General features: G+C 72.3%; 14 protein-coding genes. 7 read left to right on the top strand and 7 right to left on the bottom strand.

The window, feature by feature from the left end; translation table 11 throughout:
- The first annotated feature begins 25 nt into the window (after positions 1-25).
- Complete coding sequence (locus tag QFZ29_RS04690) at positions 26-3220, top strand: glycosyltransferase family 2 protein (protein ID WP_306893074.1); 3195 nt, start codon at positions 26-28, stop codon at positions 3218-3220.
- The gene (locus QFZ29_RS04695; protein ID WP_306893075.1) at positions 3210-4664 is read left to right on the top strand and encodes a DUF5719 family protein; all 1455 of its coding nucleotides are present in this window, start codon (positions 3210-3212) and stop codon (positions 4662-4664) included. The genes QFZ29_RS04690 and QFZ29_RS04695 overlap by 11 nt, the downstream gene beginning before the upstream one ends.
- Positions 4665-4667: 3 nt before the next feature.
- Here QFZ29_RS04695 and QFZ29_RS04700 read toward each other — a convergent pair whose 3' ends face one another.
- On the bottom strand, positions 4668-5036 hold the full coding sequence (locus tag QFZ29_RS04700; protein WP_306893076.1) for a hypothetical protein: 369 nt from the start codon (positions 5034-5036) through the stop codon (positions 4668-4670).
- A 120-nt stretch (positions 5037-5156) separates the two neighbouring features.
- Here QFZ29_RS04700 and QFZ29_RS04705 point away from each other — a divergent pair, with 120 nt between their 5' ends.
- The 3 genes from QFZ29_RS04705 (at position 5157) to ahcY (ending at position 8427) form a co-directional block, all read left to right on the top strand.
- Positions 5157-5372, top strand: coding sequence for a DUF3499 family protein (locus tag QFZ29_RS04705; RefSeq protein ID WP_306893077.1), 216 nt, complete (start codon positions 5157-5159; stop codon positions 5370-5372).
- Positions 5369-6817, top strand: coding sequence for a phosphomannomutase/phosphoglucomutase (locus QFZ29_RS04710; protein ID WP_306893078.1), 1449 nt, complete (start codon positions 5369-5371; stop codon positions 6815-6817). Before QFZ29_RS04705 ends, QFZ29_RS04710 begins: the two co-directional genes overlap by 4 nt.
- Before the next feature lie 131 nt (positions 6818-6948).
- Positions 6949-8427 carry an adenosylhomocysteinase gene (gene ahcY / locus QFZ29_RS04715; RefSeq protein ID WP_306893079.1) on the top strand — a complete coding sequence of 493 codons (1479 nt, stop codon included), beginning with the start codon at positions 6949-6951 and terminating at the stop codon, positions 8425-8427.
- Positions 8428-8446: 19 nt separating this feature from the next.
- On the opposite strand, the gene QFZ29_RS04720 is transcribed toward ahcY, so the two are convergent.
- Positions 8447-9289: an RDD family protein gene (locus QFZ29_RS04720; RefSeq protein ID WP_306893080.1), complete on the bottom strand. Its 843-nt coding sequence runs from the start codon at positions 9287-9289 to the stop codon at positions 8447-8449.
- Between the two features lie 17 nt (positions 9290-9306).
- Between QFZ29_RS04720 and QFZ29_RS04725 the strand changes: the two genes are divergently transcribed.
- The gene (locus tag QFZ29_RS04725; RefSeq protein WP_306893081.1) at positions 9307-10302 is read left to right on the top strand and encodes a stage II sporulation protein M; all 996 of its coding nucleotides are present in this window, start codon (positions 9307-9309) and stop codon (positions 10300-10302) included.
- 40 nt (positions 10303-10342) lie between these two features.
- On the opposite strand, the gene QFZ29_RS04730 is transcribed toward QFZ29_RS04725, so the two are convergent.
- Genes QFZ29_RS04730 through QFZ29_RS04750 form a run of 5 tightly spaced genes read right to left on the bottom strand, consistent with a single transcriptional unit; the run spans position 10343 to position 15869 of the window.
- Positions 10343-11680: a DUF58 domain-containing protein gene (locus tag QFZ29_RS04730; protein WP_306893082.1), complete on the bottom strand. Its 1338-nt coding sequence runs from the start codon at positions 11678-11680 to the stop codon at positions 10343-10345.
- A gap of 1 nt (position 11681) precedes the next feature.
- Positions 11682-12656 (bottom strand): AAA family ATPase, encoded by a 975-nt coding sequence (locus QFZ29_RS04735; RefSeq protein WP_129522417.1) that lies wholly within the window; start codon positions 12654-12656, stop codon positions 11682-11684.
- Positions 12653-13990 (bottom strand): DUF4350 domain-containing protein, encoded by a 1338-nt coding sequence (locus tag QFZ29_RS04740; RefSeq protein ID WP_306893083.1) that lies wholly within the window; start codon positions 13988-13990, stop codon positions 12653-12655. Before QFZ29_RS04740 ends, QFZ29_RS04735 begins: the two co-directional genes overlap by 4 nt.
- Entirely contained in the window at positions 13987-14649 is a 663-nt protein-coding gene (locus tag QFZ29_RS04745; protein ID WP_306893084.1) for a DUF4129 domain-containing protein, read from the bottom strand. The genes QFZ29_RS04740 and QFZ29_RS04745 overlap by 4 nt, the downstream gene beginning before the upstream one ends.
- Complete coding sequence (locus QFZ29_RS04750; protein ID WP_306893085.1) at positions 14640-15869, bottom strand: hypothetical protein; 1230 nt, start codon at positions 15867-15869, stop codon at positions 14640-14642. Before QFZ29_RS04750 ends, QFZ29_RS04745 begins: the two co-directional genes overlap by 10 nt.
- Before the next feature lie 166 nt (positions 15870-16035).
- On the opposite strand from QFZ29_RS04750, the gene mtrA reads away from it, so the two are divergent.
- Positions 16036-16716, top strand: a complete 681-nt coding sequence (gene mtrA / locus QFZ29_RS04755; RefSeq protein ID WP_129522413.1) for an MtrAB system response regulator MtrA — start codon at positions 16036-16038, stop codon at positions 16714-16716.
- Positions 16717-16721: the final 5 nt, after the last annotated feature.

Below are 16721 nucleotides of genomic sequence, written 5' to 3' on the forward strand. Positions count from 1 at the left end.
CGGAGAGCCGCCTAGGCTGATTCCGATGTTCCCCAGAGTCACCGCCATCCTCGTCGTGCAGCACGGCGGCGACCACTTGCGGCGCACGCTCGAAGCGCTGCAGGCCCAGCGTCGCACCCCCGACGCGCTCGTCATCGTGCTGACGGAGGCCGACGCCGGGGCGCGCGAGATCATCGAGGGGGCCGGGGCGACCCATATCGTCGAGCACTCGCAGCATCTGTCGTTCGGCGATGCGGTGCGAGCGGGCGAGCGAGTGATCGGGCCGCCGTCGACGGATGCCGACGCACTGTGGCTCCTCTCCGAGGACAGCGCGCCAGAGCCCGAGGCGCTCGCGAAGCTGCTCGCGACGCTCGAGACCGCGAAATCCGTCGGCATCGCCGGGCCGAAGCTCATGCACTGGGACGCCCCCGACCGCATCGCCGTCTTCGGCCGCTCGATCACGCGCCTCGGGCGAAGCGTGCCACTCGTCGCCGACGAGCTCGACCAGGGCCAGCACGACGGGCTGAGCGACGTGCTCGGACTCGATCCCGCCGCGATCCTCGTGCGGCACACCGTCTGGCGTGCCCTCGACGGGTTCGATCCCGGGCTCCCGAGCGCCGACGACGCGCTCGACTTCTCGATCCGTGCCCGGCTCGCCGGCCATCGCGTCACCGTCGTGCCCGATGCGCGCGTCGCGTTCGCGGGTGCGGGGGTGGCCGGACCCCCGGTCGCGCGCCGGCCGCGCACCGTTCGGCGACGCGAGCGCGCGGCCCGCGCGGCGGAGCTGCACCGCCGACTCGTGTACGCGCCGGCCCTCGCGGTGCCGCTGCACTGGCTCACCCTGCTGCCGCTCGCCCTGCTGCGCTCCATCCGGCTGCTGCTCGTGAAGACCCCGGGCGCGATTCCCGGTGAGCTCACCGCCGCGATCCGCACGATGTTCTCCGGCATGCGCGTCGCACGCGCCCGGCGCACGCTGAAGTCGGGGCGCACGAGCGGCTGGGCGGTCGTCTCCCCGTTGCGCATGCAGCACGACGAGATGCGCCGGCGATCGCAGCTCGCCGCCGAAGCGCGCCGGGCGAGGGCACGCGGCCGCAAGCACGAACTGCAGTTCCTCAGCACGGGTGGCGGATGGGTCCTGCTCACGTCGGCCGTGGCATCCGTCGCCCTCCTCTCGTGGCTCATGGGCGCGAACGGCATCGGCGGCGGCGCCTTGCTCCCGCTCTCGAGCGGGGTCGGCGAGCTCTGGCGCAATGCCGCCTACGGTTGGCGCGACCTCGGCGCCGGGTTGGTCGGCGCGCCCGACCCGTTCGCCGGACTGCTCGCGGTCATCGGATCCCTCACGTTCTGGGCACCCTCGTTCGGACTCGTGCTGCTCTGGATCGTGGCCCTGCCGGCGGCCGCGATCGGCGCCTGGTTCGCGGCCTCACGGCTCACGGAGCGTGCAGCCGTCCGCGCGGCGGCGGCCCTGATCTGGGCGATCTCGCCCACCTTCCTCACCGCACTCGGCGATGGACGGCCGGGTGCCGTCATCGCCCACGTGCTGCTCGGCTGGCTCGCGTTCGCGGTGTTCGGCGCGGCGACGTCGTGGGCCGCCGCGGGTGCCGCGTCACTGCTCTTCGCCGCGGTCGTCGCCGCGGCACCGAGCCTCGCACCCGCGCTCCTCATCGCGTGGCTCGTGGGGCTCGCCGTCAGCGGCCGCGCCGCCGCACGACTGGCCGGCCTCCCGATCCCAGCAGTTATGCTCGCCGCGCCCCTGGTCTTCGAGCAGTTCGCACGGGGCACCCCGCTCGCGGTCCTCGCCGATCCCGGCACGCCCGTCGTGAGCGCCGTGCCGTCGGCGTGGCAGCTCGCCCTCGGGTTCCCGAGTGCGCCGCCGGCCGCATGGAACGAGCTCGTCGGCGCCGTCGCATCCGTCGATCCGCGGCTCGTCGTGGCTGCACTGCTCGCACCGCTCGCCCTCGCAGCGCTCGCTGCCGTGCTCGCCCCCGGAGCGCGCGCCTCACTGCTCGCGCTCGGCACCGCCCTGCTCGGCCTGGCCACCGCCGTCGCCGCCGCGCAGCTGGCGGTCGCGGTCGTCGGCCCGGCGGCCGTGCCCGTCTGGGCCGGCGCCGGCCTCAGCCTCGAGTGGCTCGGACTCACGCTCGCCGCCGTCGTCGCGCTCGGCGCCCTCCATCGTGGCAGTGCCCTCGCCGGCGGATTCGTCACGGTGTGCGCCGCCGCGGCGGTGCTTCCGACCGCATTCGCGATCGCCACCGGCGGCGCCGCGATCTCTCCTGCTGCCGAGCGCACGCTTCCGGCCTTCGTGGCGGCAGAGGCCGACGCCGATCCACGCGTCGCGACGCTGCGCATCGAACCCGAGGCCGACGGCGGCCTCCGCGCGACCATCGAGCACGGCTCCGGAACCACCCTCGACGAGCAGTCGACACTGGTCCAGACGAGTGAGGAACTCAGCGCCGACGACGAGGAGCTCGCGACCATCGCGGGCAACCTGGCCTCCCGGAGCGGCTTCGACCCGACGGCCGCGACCCGTGAGTTCGGCGTCGCGTTCGTGCTCCTCGCCGCTCCTGCCGACGACGAGAACCGAGAGGCCCTGGCCACTGGGGAGCGTGCCCGCACGGCGCTCGACGGCAACGCCGCGCTCGTGGCGGTCGGCGAGACCGACTTCGGCACCCTGTGGCGGTTCGCCGCGGCCGAACCCGACGCCGAGGCGGCACGCATCCCGTCGGGTGCAGGCGGCTGGCTCACCGGCGTGATCACGCTCGTGCAGCTCGTCGTCATCGGCGCCGCGCTGCTGCTCTCGATCCCCACCGGCGCCGGTCGCGAGACCGATCGCCGCCCGGTTCGTCGTCGGCGCGGATCGCCTCCGGCGGCTGCGACTGCGGCTGCGGGTCCGGATGACGCGACTGCCGCTGAGGCGGCCGCGGATGACTCGAGGGCAGACGAGACGGCTCCGGGCGACGCGACGGCAGACGAAACCGCTGCGGGTGACGCGACGGCAGACGAGACGACGACCGAGGCGGCCGCCGACGGAGAGGCCGGTGCGGCGGCCGACGAGGTCGACGGAGCCGACGAGCTCGGCACCCGTGAGGCTCCCATCTCCGGCGACGCCGCGCCCATCGACGGCGACGCGCCCGCGCCCGTGCCCGTGACCCCGGGCGGCGAAGCGGTTCCCGACGATCCCAACGCCTCCGCGCCGCCCACGGAACCCGCCGACCCGGAGGGAGACGACGATGCTCGCTAGACGCACGATCGCCCGCATCGGCGGCCGCGCCGCCGCCTTCCTCGTGGCGGCCGCGCTCGCCGCCGCCGCGCTCACCGCCGCGGCGATCGTCCCTTGGCCCGAACACCGCACGAGTGCGCCGTCCCTCGTCGTGCAGCCGGCCGAGAGTCGGCAGCAACGCGTCTGCCCCGGTCCGCTGATGACGCTCGCCGACGACGCGGCGGCGGCCACCACCGCCTCATCCATCGGGTCGGCGGCGATCGTCGCCGACGCCGAACCGGCGGGGGCGGTCGTCGAGCAGTCACCCGTCACGGCACCCGACAATCCCCGCGCCGATAGCGACGGCACGCCGACCGTGATCGCGGCGGAACCCGGCGACGTCGCGGTGGGACTGCTCGCGGGGGCGCAATCGCAGACGGCCGCGACCGAGACGGTCGCGGGCTTCGCGGCGGCCGCGTGCTCAGAGGCGCTCGCCGACGCCTGGCTCGTCGCGGGCGCCACGAACCTCGGCCGCACGAGCCTCATGCTGCTGTCGAACCCGACCGAGGTCGCCGCAACCGTCGACGTGCGTGTGTCGGGTGAGTCCGGCCCGGTCGAGGCGGCGTCGGCGCTCGGCATCATCGTGCCGCCGGGCAACCAGCGCGTGCTCTCGCTCGCCGGGCTCGCACCGAACCTGGAATCGCCGGTCGTGCACGTCGAGAGCACCGGTGGCGCAATCGTCGCGAGCCTGGAGCACTCCGTCGTGCAAGGCCTCGCCCCCGCGGGCGTCGAGCTCTCGGGCGCCACGGCGATGCCGTCGACCCGCCAGGTGATCCCAGGCTTCGTCGTGGCGAAAGCAGGCGGAGTCGACCCCGCCGACGACCACGCCCTCGGCGACGACTTCCCTGCAGTGCGACTCTTCGCTCCGGGCGACGACGCCGTGGAGGCGTCGATCGGCATCGTCTCCGAGACGGGTGCGGGCGGATCGACGATCGACGTGACGCTCCAGCCCGGACGGGTCAGCGACGTGCCGCTCGGTGTGCTCGCCGCCGGCAGCTACACGCTCCGGATCGAGGCCGACGCCCCGATCGTGGCGGCGGCGCGGGCGACGACGGGCGTGCCGGCCGAATCCGGGGGTGCGGATGCCGCGGCATCCGTCGACCTCGCCTGGACCGTCGCGACGGCGCCCCTGCTCGACGACGGCGTGGTCGTCGTGCCGCAGGGCCCGTCACCCGTCTTGCATTTCGCGAGCACCGGCACGGACGCCACGGAGACGACGGTCACCATCGACGGCACCGAGCGCGCGGTGACGGTGCCGGCGGGCGGCGCGGCGAGCGTCGCGCTCGCGCCCGGCGCGGTGGTGCGACTCGCCGGCGTCGAGGGCCTGCACGCGTCGGTGTCGTTCGCGGGCGCTGCCGCGCTCGCCTCATTCGGTGTGCAACCGCCGGGCGCGCAGGATGCGCCGATCCGCGTCTACCCGCGCTGAGCCTCAGAGGTGCCGGTAGCGCCCCGGCGCAAGCTCCCAGGGGTCTTTACCGAGCAGTTCGGCGATCGCACGGAACACGCAGCTCTCGATGAGGAGCTTCTCCTCCCGTTCCTCGCCCTCTTGGAGCCGCAGGAATCGCACGATCGGCAGCCGGAAGAAGACGATGCGCCGCTCGTCGTGGAAGACCTTCCACCGATCGACGTGATCGCCGTGGATCGCGTCGGCGGGGCCCTGTGCGACCTCGAACACGACGCCCTCGAGCTCGGGCCACAGCCCGCGAAGGTAGGCGGCCGTCGTGGCGATCGTGAAATCGAACTCGTCGAGCCGGGTGCGGATCGGCTCGAGGTGCGGACCCGTCACGGCGGAACGCATGCCGCGCCCGTGTCGATCACGGGCGAGTCGTCTCGGCGAACGCGGCACTGAGGCGACACGGCGGGGTCGGGGCATACCCTCCATCGTAATGTCCGCGTCGCTCGCTACTCTGGTGGTGCCATGAGACGTTGTTCGCGCACCGCATGCACCGCAGACGCGGTGGCGACACTCACCTTCGACTACGCCGACTCGATGGCGGTGCTCGGCCCGTTGGCGCTCACCCGCGAACCGCACGGCTACGACCTCTGCGCCCGCCATGCCGACCGCACCTCGGCCCCCAAGGGCTGGCAGGTCGTGCGGCACGTTTCGCTCGGTGAGGTAGGTTTCAAGGCATGAGTCCGGCTGCACCCTCCGAGGCACGAGCGCGCCTCAATGCCATCGTGAAGGCCTACGACGTGCGGGGAATCGTGGGGGAGGGCCTCACCGAGGCATCCGTCGAGGCGCTCGGCGCGGCATTCGTCGACGAGGTCGAAGCCGACGGCGACCGGGTCGTCGTCGGCCACGACATGCGCGACTCGTCGCCCGCCTTCGCCGAGGCCTTCGCGCGCGGCGCCACGCGGCGCGGCGCCGATGTCGTGGCGATCGGCCTGTGCTCGACCGACGAGACCTACTTCGCATCGGGGTCGATGAACGCTCCCGCGGCCATGTTCACGGCGAGCCACAACCCGGCGGCCTACAACGGCATCAAGTTCTCCCGTGCCGGCGCCCAGGGCATCTCGCTCGACACCGGGCTCGCCGCGATCCGCGACCGCGCCGGCGACTACCTCGAGCAGGGAATCGCGGATGCCTCGGTGAGCGGCTCGGTCGTCCACGCCGACGTGCTCGCCGATTACGCCGCCTACCTCCGCTCGCTCGTCGACCTGAGCTCCGTGCGGCCGATGAAGATCGTCGTCGATGCGGGTAACGGCATGGGCGGCCTCACGGTGCCGGCCGTCCTCGGCGACGCCGCAGGTCTTCCGGTGCTGCCGTTTGAGATCGTTCCCCTCTACTTCGAGCTCGACGGCACGTTCCCGAACCACGAGGCGAACCCGCTCGACCCGGCGAACCTCGTCGACCTGCAGCGTGCGGTCGTCGAGCACGGTGCCAATCTCGGGCTCGCCTTCGACGGCGACGCCGACCGGTGCTTCGTCATCGACGAGCGCGGCGGCGCCGTCGACCCGTCGGCCATCGCCGCCATCGTCGCGCTTCGCGAGATCGATCGCGTGCGCGCGGCCGGCGAAGACGACGTGAGCGTCATCCACAACCTGATCACCTCGCGATTCGTGCCCGAGACGATCGAGGAGGCCGGTGCGACGCCCGTGCGCACCCGAGTCGGCCACTCGCTCATCAAAGACCAGATGCGGCTCACCGGGGCGGTCTTCGGCGGCGAGCATTCGGCGCACTACTACTTCCGCGACTTCTGGGGCGCCGACAACGGCATGCTCGCCGCGATGCACGTGCTCGCGGAGTTCGGTGCAGAGGGCGGCCGGCTCTCCACGCTCGCGGCCCGCTTCACGCCCTATGCCCTCTCGGGCGAGATCAACTCGACCGTCACCGATGTCCCCGCGGCATACACCCGCATCGTCGAGGCGTTCACCGGCCGGGCCGACTTCGACGAGTTCGACGGGCTCACCGTCGAGGGCCTCACCGACGAGAGCGAACCGTTCTGGTGGTTCAACGTGCGGCCGTCGAACACCGAGCCGCTGCTCCGGCTGAACGTCGAGGGGGCGGATGCCGCGACGATGGCCGCCATCCGCGATGAGGTGTTGGAACTCATCCGCGGGGTCCCGCGCGGCGCGTAGCGACGCGCGAGACCCCGAAAGGCGGCAGTAGAAGCGCTCGCGGCGCCTGCGCCGCGAAGCGTAGACGGCAGACTCGAGGACGTGACGCTTGCCCGTGACCTACGGCCGCGCGAGCCTGCGAGAATAGGCGCATGGATGCCGCCGTCACCACCGCCCTCCCGTTCAAGGTCGCCGACCTCTCGCTCGCCGAGGCCGGACGCCACCAGCTCCGCCTCGCAGAGAACGAGATGCCCGGCCTGATGGCCCTGCGCGAGCAGTTCGGCGCATCGAGGCCGCTCTCGGGAGCGCGCATCGCCGGCAGCCTGCACATGACGGTGCAGACGGCGGTGCTCATCGAGACCCTCGTCGCGCTGGGCGCACAGGTGCGCTGGGCGAGCTGCAACATCTTCTCGACGCAAGACGAGGCGGCGGCGGCGGTCGTCGTCGGACCGACCGGAACGGTCGACGCTCCTGCAGGAGTTCCGGTGTTCGCCTGGAAGGGCGAGTCGCTCGAGGAGTACTGGTGGTGCACCGATCGCATCTTCGACTGGAGCGCCGAGGCCGGGGCATCCGGAGCCGACTGGATCGGCCCCAACATGATCCTCGACGACGGCGGCGACGCCACCATGCTCGTGCACCATGGGCGCGAGTTCGAGGCGGCCGGCGCCGTGCCCGCGACAACGGATGACGCGAGCGCCGAGTACCGCGTCGTGCTCGATGCCCTGCGCCGCTCGCTCGAACTCACCCCCGATCGCTGGACCCGCATCGCCGCCGAGCTGAAGGGCGTCACTGAAGAGACCACGACGGGCGTCCACCGCCTCTACGAGCTGCACGCGAACGGCGCGCTCCTCTTCCCGGCCATCAACGTCAACGACTCGGTCACGAAGTCGAAGTTCGACAACAAGTACGGCATCCGCCACTCGCTGCCCGATGGGCTCAACCGCGCGACCGACGTGCTCATCGGCGGCAAGGTGGCATTCGTCGCCGGGTACGGCGACGTCGGCAAGGGCGCGGCGGAGGCACTCCGCGGCCAGGGTGCCCGGGTCATCGTCAGCGAGGTCGACCCCATCTGCGCGCTGCAGGCCGCGATGGACGGCTACCAGGTCTCCCGGCTCGAGTCGGTCATCGGCGAGATCGACATCCTCGTCACGGGCACCGGCAACAAAGACGTCGTGCGTGTCGAGCACCTCCTCGGCCTCAAGCACCTCGCCGTCGTGGCGAATGTGGGCCACTTCGACAACGAGATCGACATGGCCGCTCTCGAGTCGCTGCCGGGCGCCGAGCGCATCGAGATCAAGCCGCAGGTGCACGAGTGGCGCCTGCCCACAGGGCGCAGCGTGCTCGTGCTCTCCGAGGGGCGGCTCATGAACCTCGGCAACGCCACTGGGCATCCGTCGTTCGTGATGTCGAACTCCTTCACGAACCAGGTGCTCGCGCAGATCGAGCTGTACACGCGGCCCGAGGCGTACCCGATCGGCGTCTACGTGCTGCCGAAGCACCTCGACGAGAAGGTCGCGCGCCTGCATCTCGACGCGCTCGGCGTCGAGCTCACCGAGCTCTCGCCCGAGCAGGCGTCGTACATCGGCGTGCCGGTCGAGGGCCCGTACAAGGTCGACCACTACCGGTACTGAGCCAGGGGCCGCCCTAGCGTCAGCGCTCCGGGAACCCGTTCGGCGTCGCGTCGAGCACGGGCGCGAGCGTCGACATGCGCGCGCGCTCGAGCTCGAGCGCGGTGAGGTCGCGTTCGCGACGGAGTGCAGCGACACCCGCGAGGAAGCGCTCGGCCGGGGCATTCGGCACCGGCGACACGAAGGGCATGACCTCGGCGGCGAGGGCGGCGGCGATGCGCGCACGACTCTCGGGCACGAGGTGCTCCGCGTTCTGGAAGAACGCGGCGACGCGACGAGCGAGCGGGTCGGGCAGGCGAGCGACATCGGCGATCGTCGACCACGACGCGAGCTCGGAGGGAACCCCGAACGCCGTCGACGGCAGGTGGGGCACTCGCTCGACTTGCGCGTGCGTGCCCGCGAGCAGGTCGCCGAGGCGCTTCGACGACGGGTTCAGGAAGCCGATGAGCACGGCGAGTCCACCGACCGTCATGTAGATCTCGATGACCCCCGTGAGTGCGCGGATGAACGCGTGCCGGAATCCCGCCGCGCCGCCGTCGTCTCGCACGACCCGGAGGCCGAGCGCGAGCTTGCCGAGCGAGCGCCCGTGCGTCGCCGTCTCGACGGCGGTGGGAATCACGACGATGCACGTCACGATGCCGGCGATCATGATCGCGCGGAACGCCGCCTCGTCGACCGAGAGCTCCCCGAGCGCGAGCAGCAGGCCCACGATGAGCAGCATCGACACGAGCACGTCGATTGCGGTGCCCCCCGCTCGCATGAGGGCGCTCGCCGGTCGCACGTCGAGCGTGACGGCCTCGCCCGTGAGCACGCCCTCGTCGTCGAATCGGGCGACCCTGCGGTCGGCGACGGTCGCTTCGGCCATGGGTAGTATTCAAGCAGATGGACCTCGATGCGCTCGCCTCCGCCCGTCACGACGACTGGGAGCGGCTCGACGCGCTCGCGAAGTCGCGCCGGCTCGGCGGGGCCGAGGCCGACGAGCTCATCGAGCGGTATCAGGCCGCGGCATCCGATCTCTCGCTCGTGCAGACGACGGCGGGCTCGACCGCGCTCGGCGACCGGTTGTCGATCTCGCTCGCGCGGGCGCGCCTGAAGTTCACCGGGGTTCCCGAGAACCCGCTGCGGCAGCTCACGCGTTTTGCCCTCATGAGCCTTCCTGCCGCCCTCTATCGCTTGCGGTGGCTGACCCTCGCCGTCGCTCTCGCGACCTTCGCCGTCGCCGCGCTCTATGCATGGTGGATCGGCGGCGACCCGCGGGTGCTCTCGACGCTCGGCACCGAAGAGGAATTCCGCCACATCGCCGAGGAGGGCTTCGTCGCCTACTACTCGGAGAACCCCGCGGCGTCGTTCGCCGGCGCCGTCTGGACGAACAACGCCTGGATCGCCGCGCAATGCGTCGCGTTCGGCATCCTCGGCGTGTGGGTCCCGTGGATCATCCTGCAGAACGCGCAGAGCCTCGGCATCACAGCGGCCATCATGTTCGCCTACGACGAGGCCGACACGTTCTTCCTCTACATCGCGCCGCACGGGCTCCTCGAGCTCACGTGCGTCTTCGTCGCAGCGGCCGCCGGGCTCCGCATCTTCTGGGCGTGGGTCGCGCCCGGGCCGAGGTCGCGCGGCGTCGCACTCGCCGAAGACGCGCGCTCGCTCTTCAGCGTCGCGATCGGGCTCGTGTTCTTCCTCTTCGTCTCCGGCATCATCGAGGGCTTCGTCACGCCGGCGCGGTGGCCATGGCCCGTGAAGATCGGCATCGGCGTGCTCGCCCTCGGCGGGTTCCTCGCCTACATGCTCGTGCTCGGCCGCCGCGCGTGGCGAGCCGGTGAGACCGGCGACCTCGTCGAGTTCGACTCCGGGGCGACGCGCATCGTCTCGGGCTGAGCGATCTCAGGGCCGAGCGGCCGCCAGAGCCGAACAGGCGTCAGAGCTGTCCTGAGGCCTTCAGGTCGAGGTAGCGATCCGCGAGCGCCGGCGGCAGCTCGTGCGGAGGGGCGCTGACCGTGAGGGCGCCGAGGCGCCGGATCGCGGCGGCCACGCGCGCGGTGTCAATGAGGCCGCGCTCGGCGGCGGCCGCGCGGTAGACCTCCTCGAGATCGCCGCGAGCGCCACCGGCCTCGACGAGCGCAGGGTCGGTCACGGACGCGACGATCACCGTGTGCCGGGCGGTGAGCTGCGGCAGCATCGAGAGCAGCCCGCGGGAGCTGCCGGGGGAGTCGGCCGCGGTGAGCAGCACGACGAGGGCACGTCGGCTCGTCACCCGCCGCACCTGGCCGGGTACCGACGACCAGTCGGCCTCGATGAGCTCGGCGTCGATGCCGGCCATCGTGTCGACCATGCGCGCGAGCAGTTCTGGGCCGCTCGCGCCGTGCACGCGTCCGCGGAGGCGGCGGTCCCACGCGAGGAAGTCGACCCGGTCGCCGGCGTGCGAGGCGAGGGCGGCGAGCAGGAGGGATGCCTCGAACGCCGTGTCGAGACGGGGTTCGTCGGCGATGCGGGCGGCCGCCGTGCGCGAGGTGTCGGCGACGATCACGATGCGGCGGTCGCGTTCGGGCCGCCAGGTGCGCACCATGAGCCGCATGCCGCCGGGCACCTCGGGGTCGGCATGGCGCGCCGTCGCACGCCAGTCGATCGATCGCACGTCGTCGCCGCGCACGTACTCGCGGATCGAGTCGAACTCCGTGCCCTGGCCGCGGATCAGCAGGGGCGTGCGCCCCTCGAGCTCGCGCAGCCGCGTGAGCCGCGACGGCAGGTGCACGCGGGAGTGGAACGGCGGCAGCACGCGGATGCGTCCGGGGGCCGCGAGCGTCGCCTGCCGCGACCACAGGCCGAGGGGACCCGCCGAGCGCACGGTCACCTGCCCCACGCGACGGTCCCCGCGGCGCCACGGAGTGAGCTGCAGCGCCATCCGTCGACGTTCGCCCGGAGGCACCTGCAGCACGGTGCGATTCGGCCCGGCGAGGCCCGCCGAAGGTTCCCACCCGTCGCGCACGGTGGCACGCAGCATCCGACTCCCGAGATTGCGGACCGTGAGTTCCGCGGTGACCGTCTCGCCCAGCCGCACCCGGTCGGGCAGGTCCCGGCCGAGCGCGACGCGCCGGGGCGACGCCGCGAGCGAGACGTCGAGCACCCCTGCGCCGAGCGCGAGGGTGAGCCATCCGGCGAGTGCGACCCATGCTTCGGCCGCGCCGGAGACGCCCGCGGCGACGACAGGTACGACGCCGAGCGCGAGGAGGAGCGCGAACCGACCGGAGATCGTCATGTCAGAGCGGCACCTGCACCTGCTGCACGATGCTGCGGAGCACGGCATCGACCGAGACGCCCTCGAGCTCCGCCTCGGGGCGCAACTGCACCCGGTGCCGCCACACGGGCAGCAGCATCGCCTGCACGTGGTCTGGGGTGACGGAGTCGTATCCGGTGAGCCAGGCCCACGCCTTCGCGGCAGCGAGCAGGCCCGTCGCGCCGCGCGGGCTCACGCCGAGCCGCATCGACGGGCTCCGGCGGGTCGCCCGCGCGAGGTCGACGACGTAGGCCAGCACATCGTCGGAGACGCGCACCGCGGATGCCGCAGCCCGTGCCGCAGCGAGCTCGGCCGCTCCCAGCACCGGCTGGACCCCCGCCGCGGCGAGGTCGTGCGGATCGAACCCGTCGGCGTGACGGCGCAGGAGCGACACCTCGGCGTCGCGCTCGGGCACGTCGAGCACGAGCTTCAGCAGGAAGCGGTCGAGCTGCGCCTCGGGGAGCGTGTAGGTGCCCTCGTACTCGATCGGGTTCTGCGTGGCCGCGACGAGGAACGTGTCGGGGAGCGGCCGGGTGACGCCGTCGGCGGAGACCTGACGCTCCTCCATCGCCTCGAGCAGCGCGGACTGCGTCTTCGGCGGCGTGCGGTTGATCTCGTCGGCGAGCAGGATGTTCGTGAACACCGGCCCCTCTCGGAACGCGAACTCGCCCGAACGTGGGTCGTAGGCGAGCGATCCGGTGACGTCTCCCGGCATGAGGTCGGGGGTGAACTGCAAACGGCGCGTGTCGAGCCGCAGCGTTCGGCTGAGCGTGCGCACGAGCAGCGTCTTGGCGACGCCAGGCACGCCCTCGAGCAGCACGTGGCCACGGGTGAGCAGGGCGATGATGAGGCCGGTCACGGCGCCGTCCTGCCCGACGACGGCCTTGCCGACCTCGGTGCGCACGCGATTCAGCGCGGCGCGGAGCTCCTCGTCGGTGAGCGCGGTGGTATCGGTCATGGTCGCCTTCCTGCGGGGTCTGTCGAGTCTGCGGGGTCTGCCGGGTCTGTGTGGCCCGCCCGGCCTGCGGAGGGGGGCCGAAGCGTGTCGCGCACCTCATGCTCGAGCACGTCGAGCTCGGCCGCGAGCTCCACGAGGCCGCGATCATCGCCCGGCTCGGCGTCGACGAGCAGTCGGCGCACGGATGCCTCGTCACGGCCGGTCGCCCGCGCCGCGGCATCCGTCACGGCGCCGAGCTCTGCCGAGCGCGGCAGCTTGAGCGCCTCGATGATGCGACCGATGGCGCCGATGCGCAACTGGTCGAGGGCGCGGACGCGGGCGGCGCTGCGTGCGTACAGCCTCGCCCGGCCTTCGCTCGTCTCGCCGGCCGGCACATGCACGGGCAGGTTCTCGGTGACGAGCGGGCCGAAGCGGCGCCCGCGCGAGATGCCCGCGGCGATGACGACCGCGATGAGCAGCACCATGACGGGGCTCACCCAGCCGGGAGTGAGCTCGGCGATGGTCGGCGCCTCGGTTGCATCGGCGTCGCCCGGCCCCGGCAGGTACCAGACGAGTTCGTCGGATGCCCCGGTGAGCCCGATCGCGAGCGCGGCATTGCCGGCTTCGTCGATCGACTCGTTCGCGAACACCGTCGTCGCGGCGACGAGCGTGACCTGCCCGCCGTCGTCGCCCTCGCCCGACACGAGGGCGAACCCGAACTCCTCGTCTCGGAAGCAGCCCTGCCAGCCGGCCGCTCGAGCGTCGTCGTCGACCGTGAGCAGGCGCTGGCCATCGCCCAGGCCGCGCGCGCGCTCGGCCGCGGGTAGGTCGCACGCCACGTCGTCGATCGGACCGCTCGCGACGCCCGCGAGGCGAACGCCGGGGGCGAGCACCTCGAGAGCCGAGAAGCCCGGCTCGACGACCACGAGCCGTTCCGCGGCGCGCGAGAGGCGATCGAGCCGCGACTCGTCGAGGAGGGCGAACTCGTCGTAGAGCACCACGGTGGCGCCCCGGTCGGCGGCGTCGACGGCGGAGTCCAGCGATCGAGACTCGGTGACCGAGACGCCGTGGTCGCGGAGCACCTCGACGAGCGCCATCGCTCCGAGTGGGGCGGGGTTGTCGGTGCCGAGCGCCACTCCGGGAGGGCGCACGCCGCCCTGGATTGCGAGCACGACGACCGCGCCGAGCACGAGCACTGCGGCGAAGACGATCCAGATGCGGCGACGTCGTACGAACGCGCGGAACGTCGGCGTCGTGGCGGTCGCGGCATCCGTCGCCTGTTCGGCGGGCGCTCCGGCGCTGCCGGCGCTGCCCGGGCGATCGGCGACCGCCGCGGCCGATGGGCCGCCGCTCACCGCGACGCCTCCTCGGCCTCGGCCCACTCGTCGGCGGGGGCGGACGCGCTGAGATCGCGCTCGAGCGCGGTGAGGCGCTCGTAGGCGCCTTGAGATCCGTCACGGCCGAGGTAGCGAACCCCGTCGAACTCGGCGGCCGCGGCGTGGAGCGCCGCGGCGTGTTCGGGGAAGGGCAGTGCCGCGGCATCCGTGAACCCGCGTGCCGTGGTGCCCGGGTGCACGCGCACGAGATCGCGCTCGACGATGCCGCGCACAATGGCGCGGAACCGTTCCTCGATCGCGAGCGGCCAATCGCCCGCCGCTGCGGCAGCGAGCGCGGATCGGCGCAGCGTCGCGAGGTCGCGGCGGTCGTGGTCGTCGAACAGCGGTGCGAGCGTGCGACGCCGGCGGCGCAGTCGAGGAACTCCGAAGACGAGCAGTCCGACGACGACCAGCACGATGACGAGAAGCACGGCCAGCAGCGTCAGGATCGGAGCGGGCAGGCCGCCGGCTCCCTCGAACAGGCTCGCGATCCAGTCGCGAATGGCTTCCATCGCGAGGTCGAACGCGTTCGGCTCGGCATTGAGGTACTCGGTCTTCGAGAGTTCGTCGAGGAGCCACCGGCGCGCCTCGGGCGCGTCGGGATCGAGTGGGGTGGCGCCGAGCGAGGTCAGGACCACGTCGCGGCAGGTTCGCTTCCGGCGGGCGCGGATGGCGAGGGAGCCAGGTAGGGGTCGGTGACCGGCTGGCCGGAGTCACGCAGCTCGACGTGGCGTTCGAGCTCGAGGTCGAGCCCCTCCTTGCGCATCCGCAGGTCGATGTAGAGGACCGCGACGAGCGCCGCCTGCACGACCGCCGTGATCGCGCCGATGAGGATCGAGAGGATCATCGTCACGACGGTCGTGATGATCGTGATGGTGACCGCCGTGCCGGCGCCGGTGGGATCGATGATCACGGCGAGGATCGTGCCGACGAGCGAGATCGGCTGCACGACGACCTGGGCTGCGACGTTGAGGATGACGCTGACGAGCAGCAGGATGCCGAAGGTGCGCCAGTAGTATCCGTCGGTGAGTTGCCACGAGCGACGGATGGCGGCGCCGAGGCCGGCGTGCTCGAGCACGATGACGCTCGGCACGAGCGAGAGTTTCACGCCGATCCACGCACCGAGCACGGCGAGGCCGAGGCCCAGCAGCACGGCGACGAGGATCGAGACCCCGAGCGCCGTCGGCGAGATCCCAGCGGCCACCACGATGATCCCGACGAGCGCGGCGATGGCGGCGAGGACCGCCGCGGCGACGAGCGCGGTCCACCCGATGAGCGGCCAGATGCGCTTGGCCGTGCGGCGCCACAGCGCCCCGAATCCGAGCCGCTCGCCGAGGGTGCCGCTCGCGACCTCGAGCACCATCACGCCCTGGAGGAACGCGCCCGCGACGAGCGTGATCGCGACGGGGACGAGCATGAGCAGGATGAATCCGCCGACGGTGCCGGCGAGGACCGTGTCGAAATCCGCGTCCGACGCGCTCTCGACGCGCCCGATCGCGAACATCAGGAACGGTACGACGACCGCCGCGGTCGCGATCACCGAGACGAGTTGTACGACGAGGCCGCTGCCGAACGTCGCAGCCGGGTTGCGCCGGAGGGTGCGGAACGGCGCCCACAGCAGGGTTCCGAAGCTCAGCGGACGCAATGGGAGCAAGCCGGGCTTCGGGGGCGGCGTCCAGCCCCCTGGGGTGCCGGGCTGCGGGGCATACGCTCCGGTCGGCGGCTGCGGTGGCAGCGGCGGGGGCGTGCCGGGTGCCGGAGGCACGTTCGCCGGAGCGCCATACGGCGTGCCCGCGGCATCCGGTGCCGAACCCCCGGTGGGCGGCCCACCGGGTGCCTGCCAGTCCTGATCTGACACGTGCGTGCGCTCCTTCCGGCGGATGCTCCCAATGCTGTCACATTTCGCCTGCCCGGCGGGATTCGCGCGCAACCGGGACGTTCGGCCGTCTTCCGGCCTCGAACGACTACGCTTGAGCCACTGCAGTCGGCCGGGCAATACCACGGCCCCGAAGGAAACCGAACGTATGAACCCACGCGTACTCGTCGTCGATGACGACACGGCCCTCGCGGAGATGATCGGCATCGTGCTGCGCACCGAGGGCTTCGAGCCGGCGTTCTGCGCCGACGGCACGGGTGCGCTCGCCGCGTTCCGGGAGACGAAGCCCGACCTCGTGCTGCTCGACCTCATGCTTCCGGGCATCGACGGCATCGAGGTGTGCGGTCGCATCCGCGCCGAGTCCGGCACGCCGATCATCATGCTCACCGCGAAGTCCGACACGACCGACGTCGTGAAGGGGCTCGAGTCGGGCGCCGACGACTACATGGTGAAGCCGTTCAACCCGAAGGAGCTCGTCGCCCGCATCCGCACGCGCCTGCGGCCGGCACCAGATCCCGCCACCGACACCCTCGGCATCGGCGACCTCATCATCGACGCGGCCGGCCACGAGGTGCGACGCGGCGACGAGCAGATCAACCTCACGCCGCTCGAGTTCGACCTGCTCCACACGCTCGCGTCGAAGCCGCAGCAGGTGTTCACCCGCGAGATGCTCCTCGAGCAGGTGTGGGGCTACCACTACAAGGCCGACACCCGGCTCGTGAACGTGCACGTGCAGCGGCTCCGCGCGAAGGTCGAGCACGATCCCGACAACCCGCGCATCGTCATGACCGTGCGCGGCGTCGGCTACCGGGCCGGCGCGACCACCTAGGAGAC

This window comes from Agromyces albus, from assembly GCF_030815405.1.
GTDB classification, from domain to species: domain Bacteria; phylum Actinomycetota; class Actinomycetes; order Actinomycetales; family Microbacteriaceae; genus Agromyces; species Agromyces albus_A.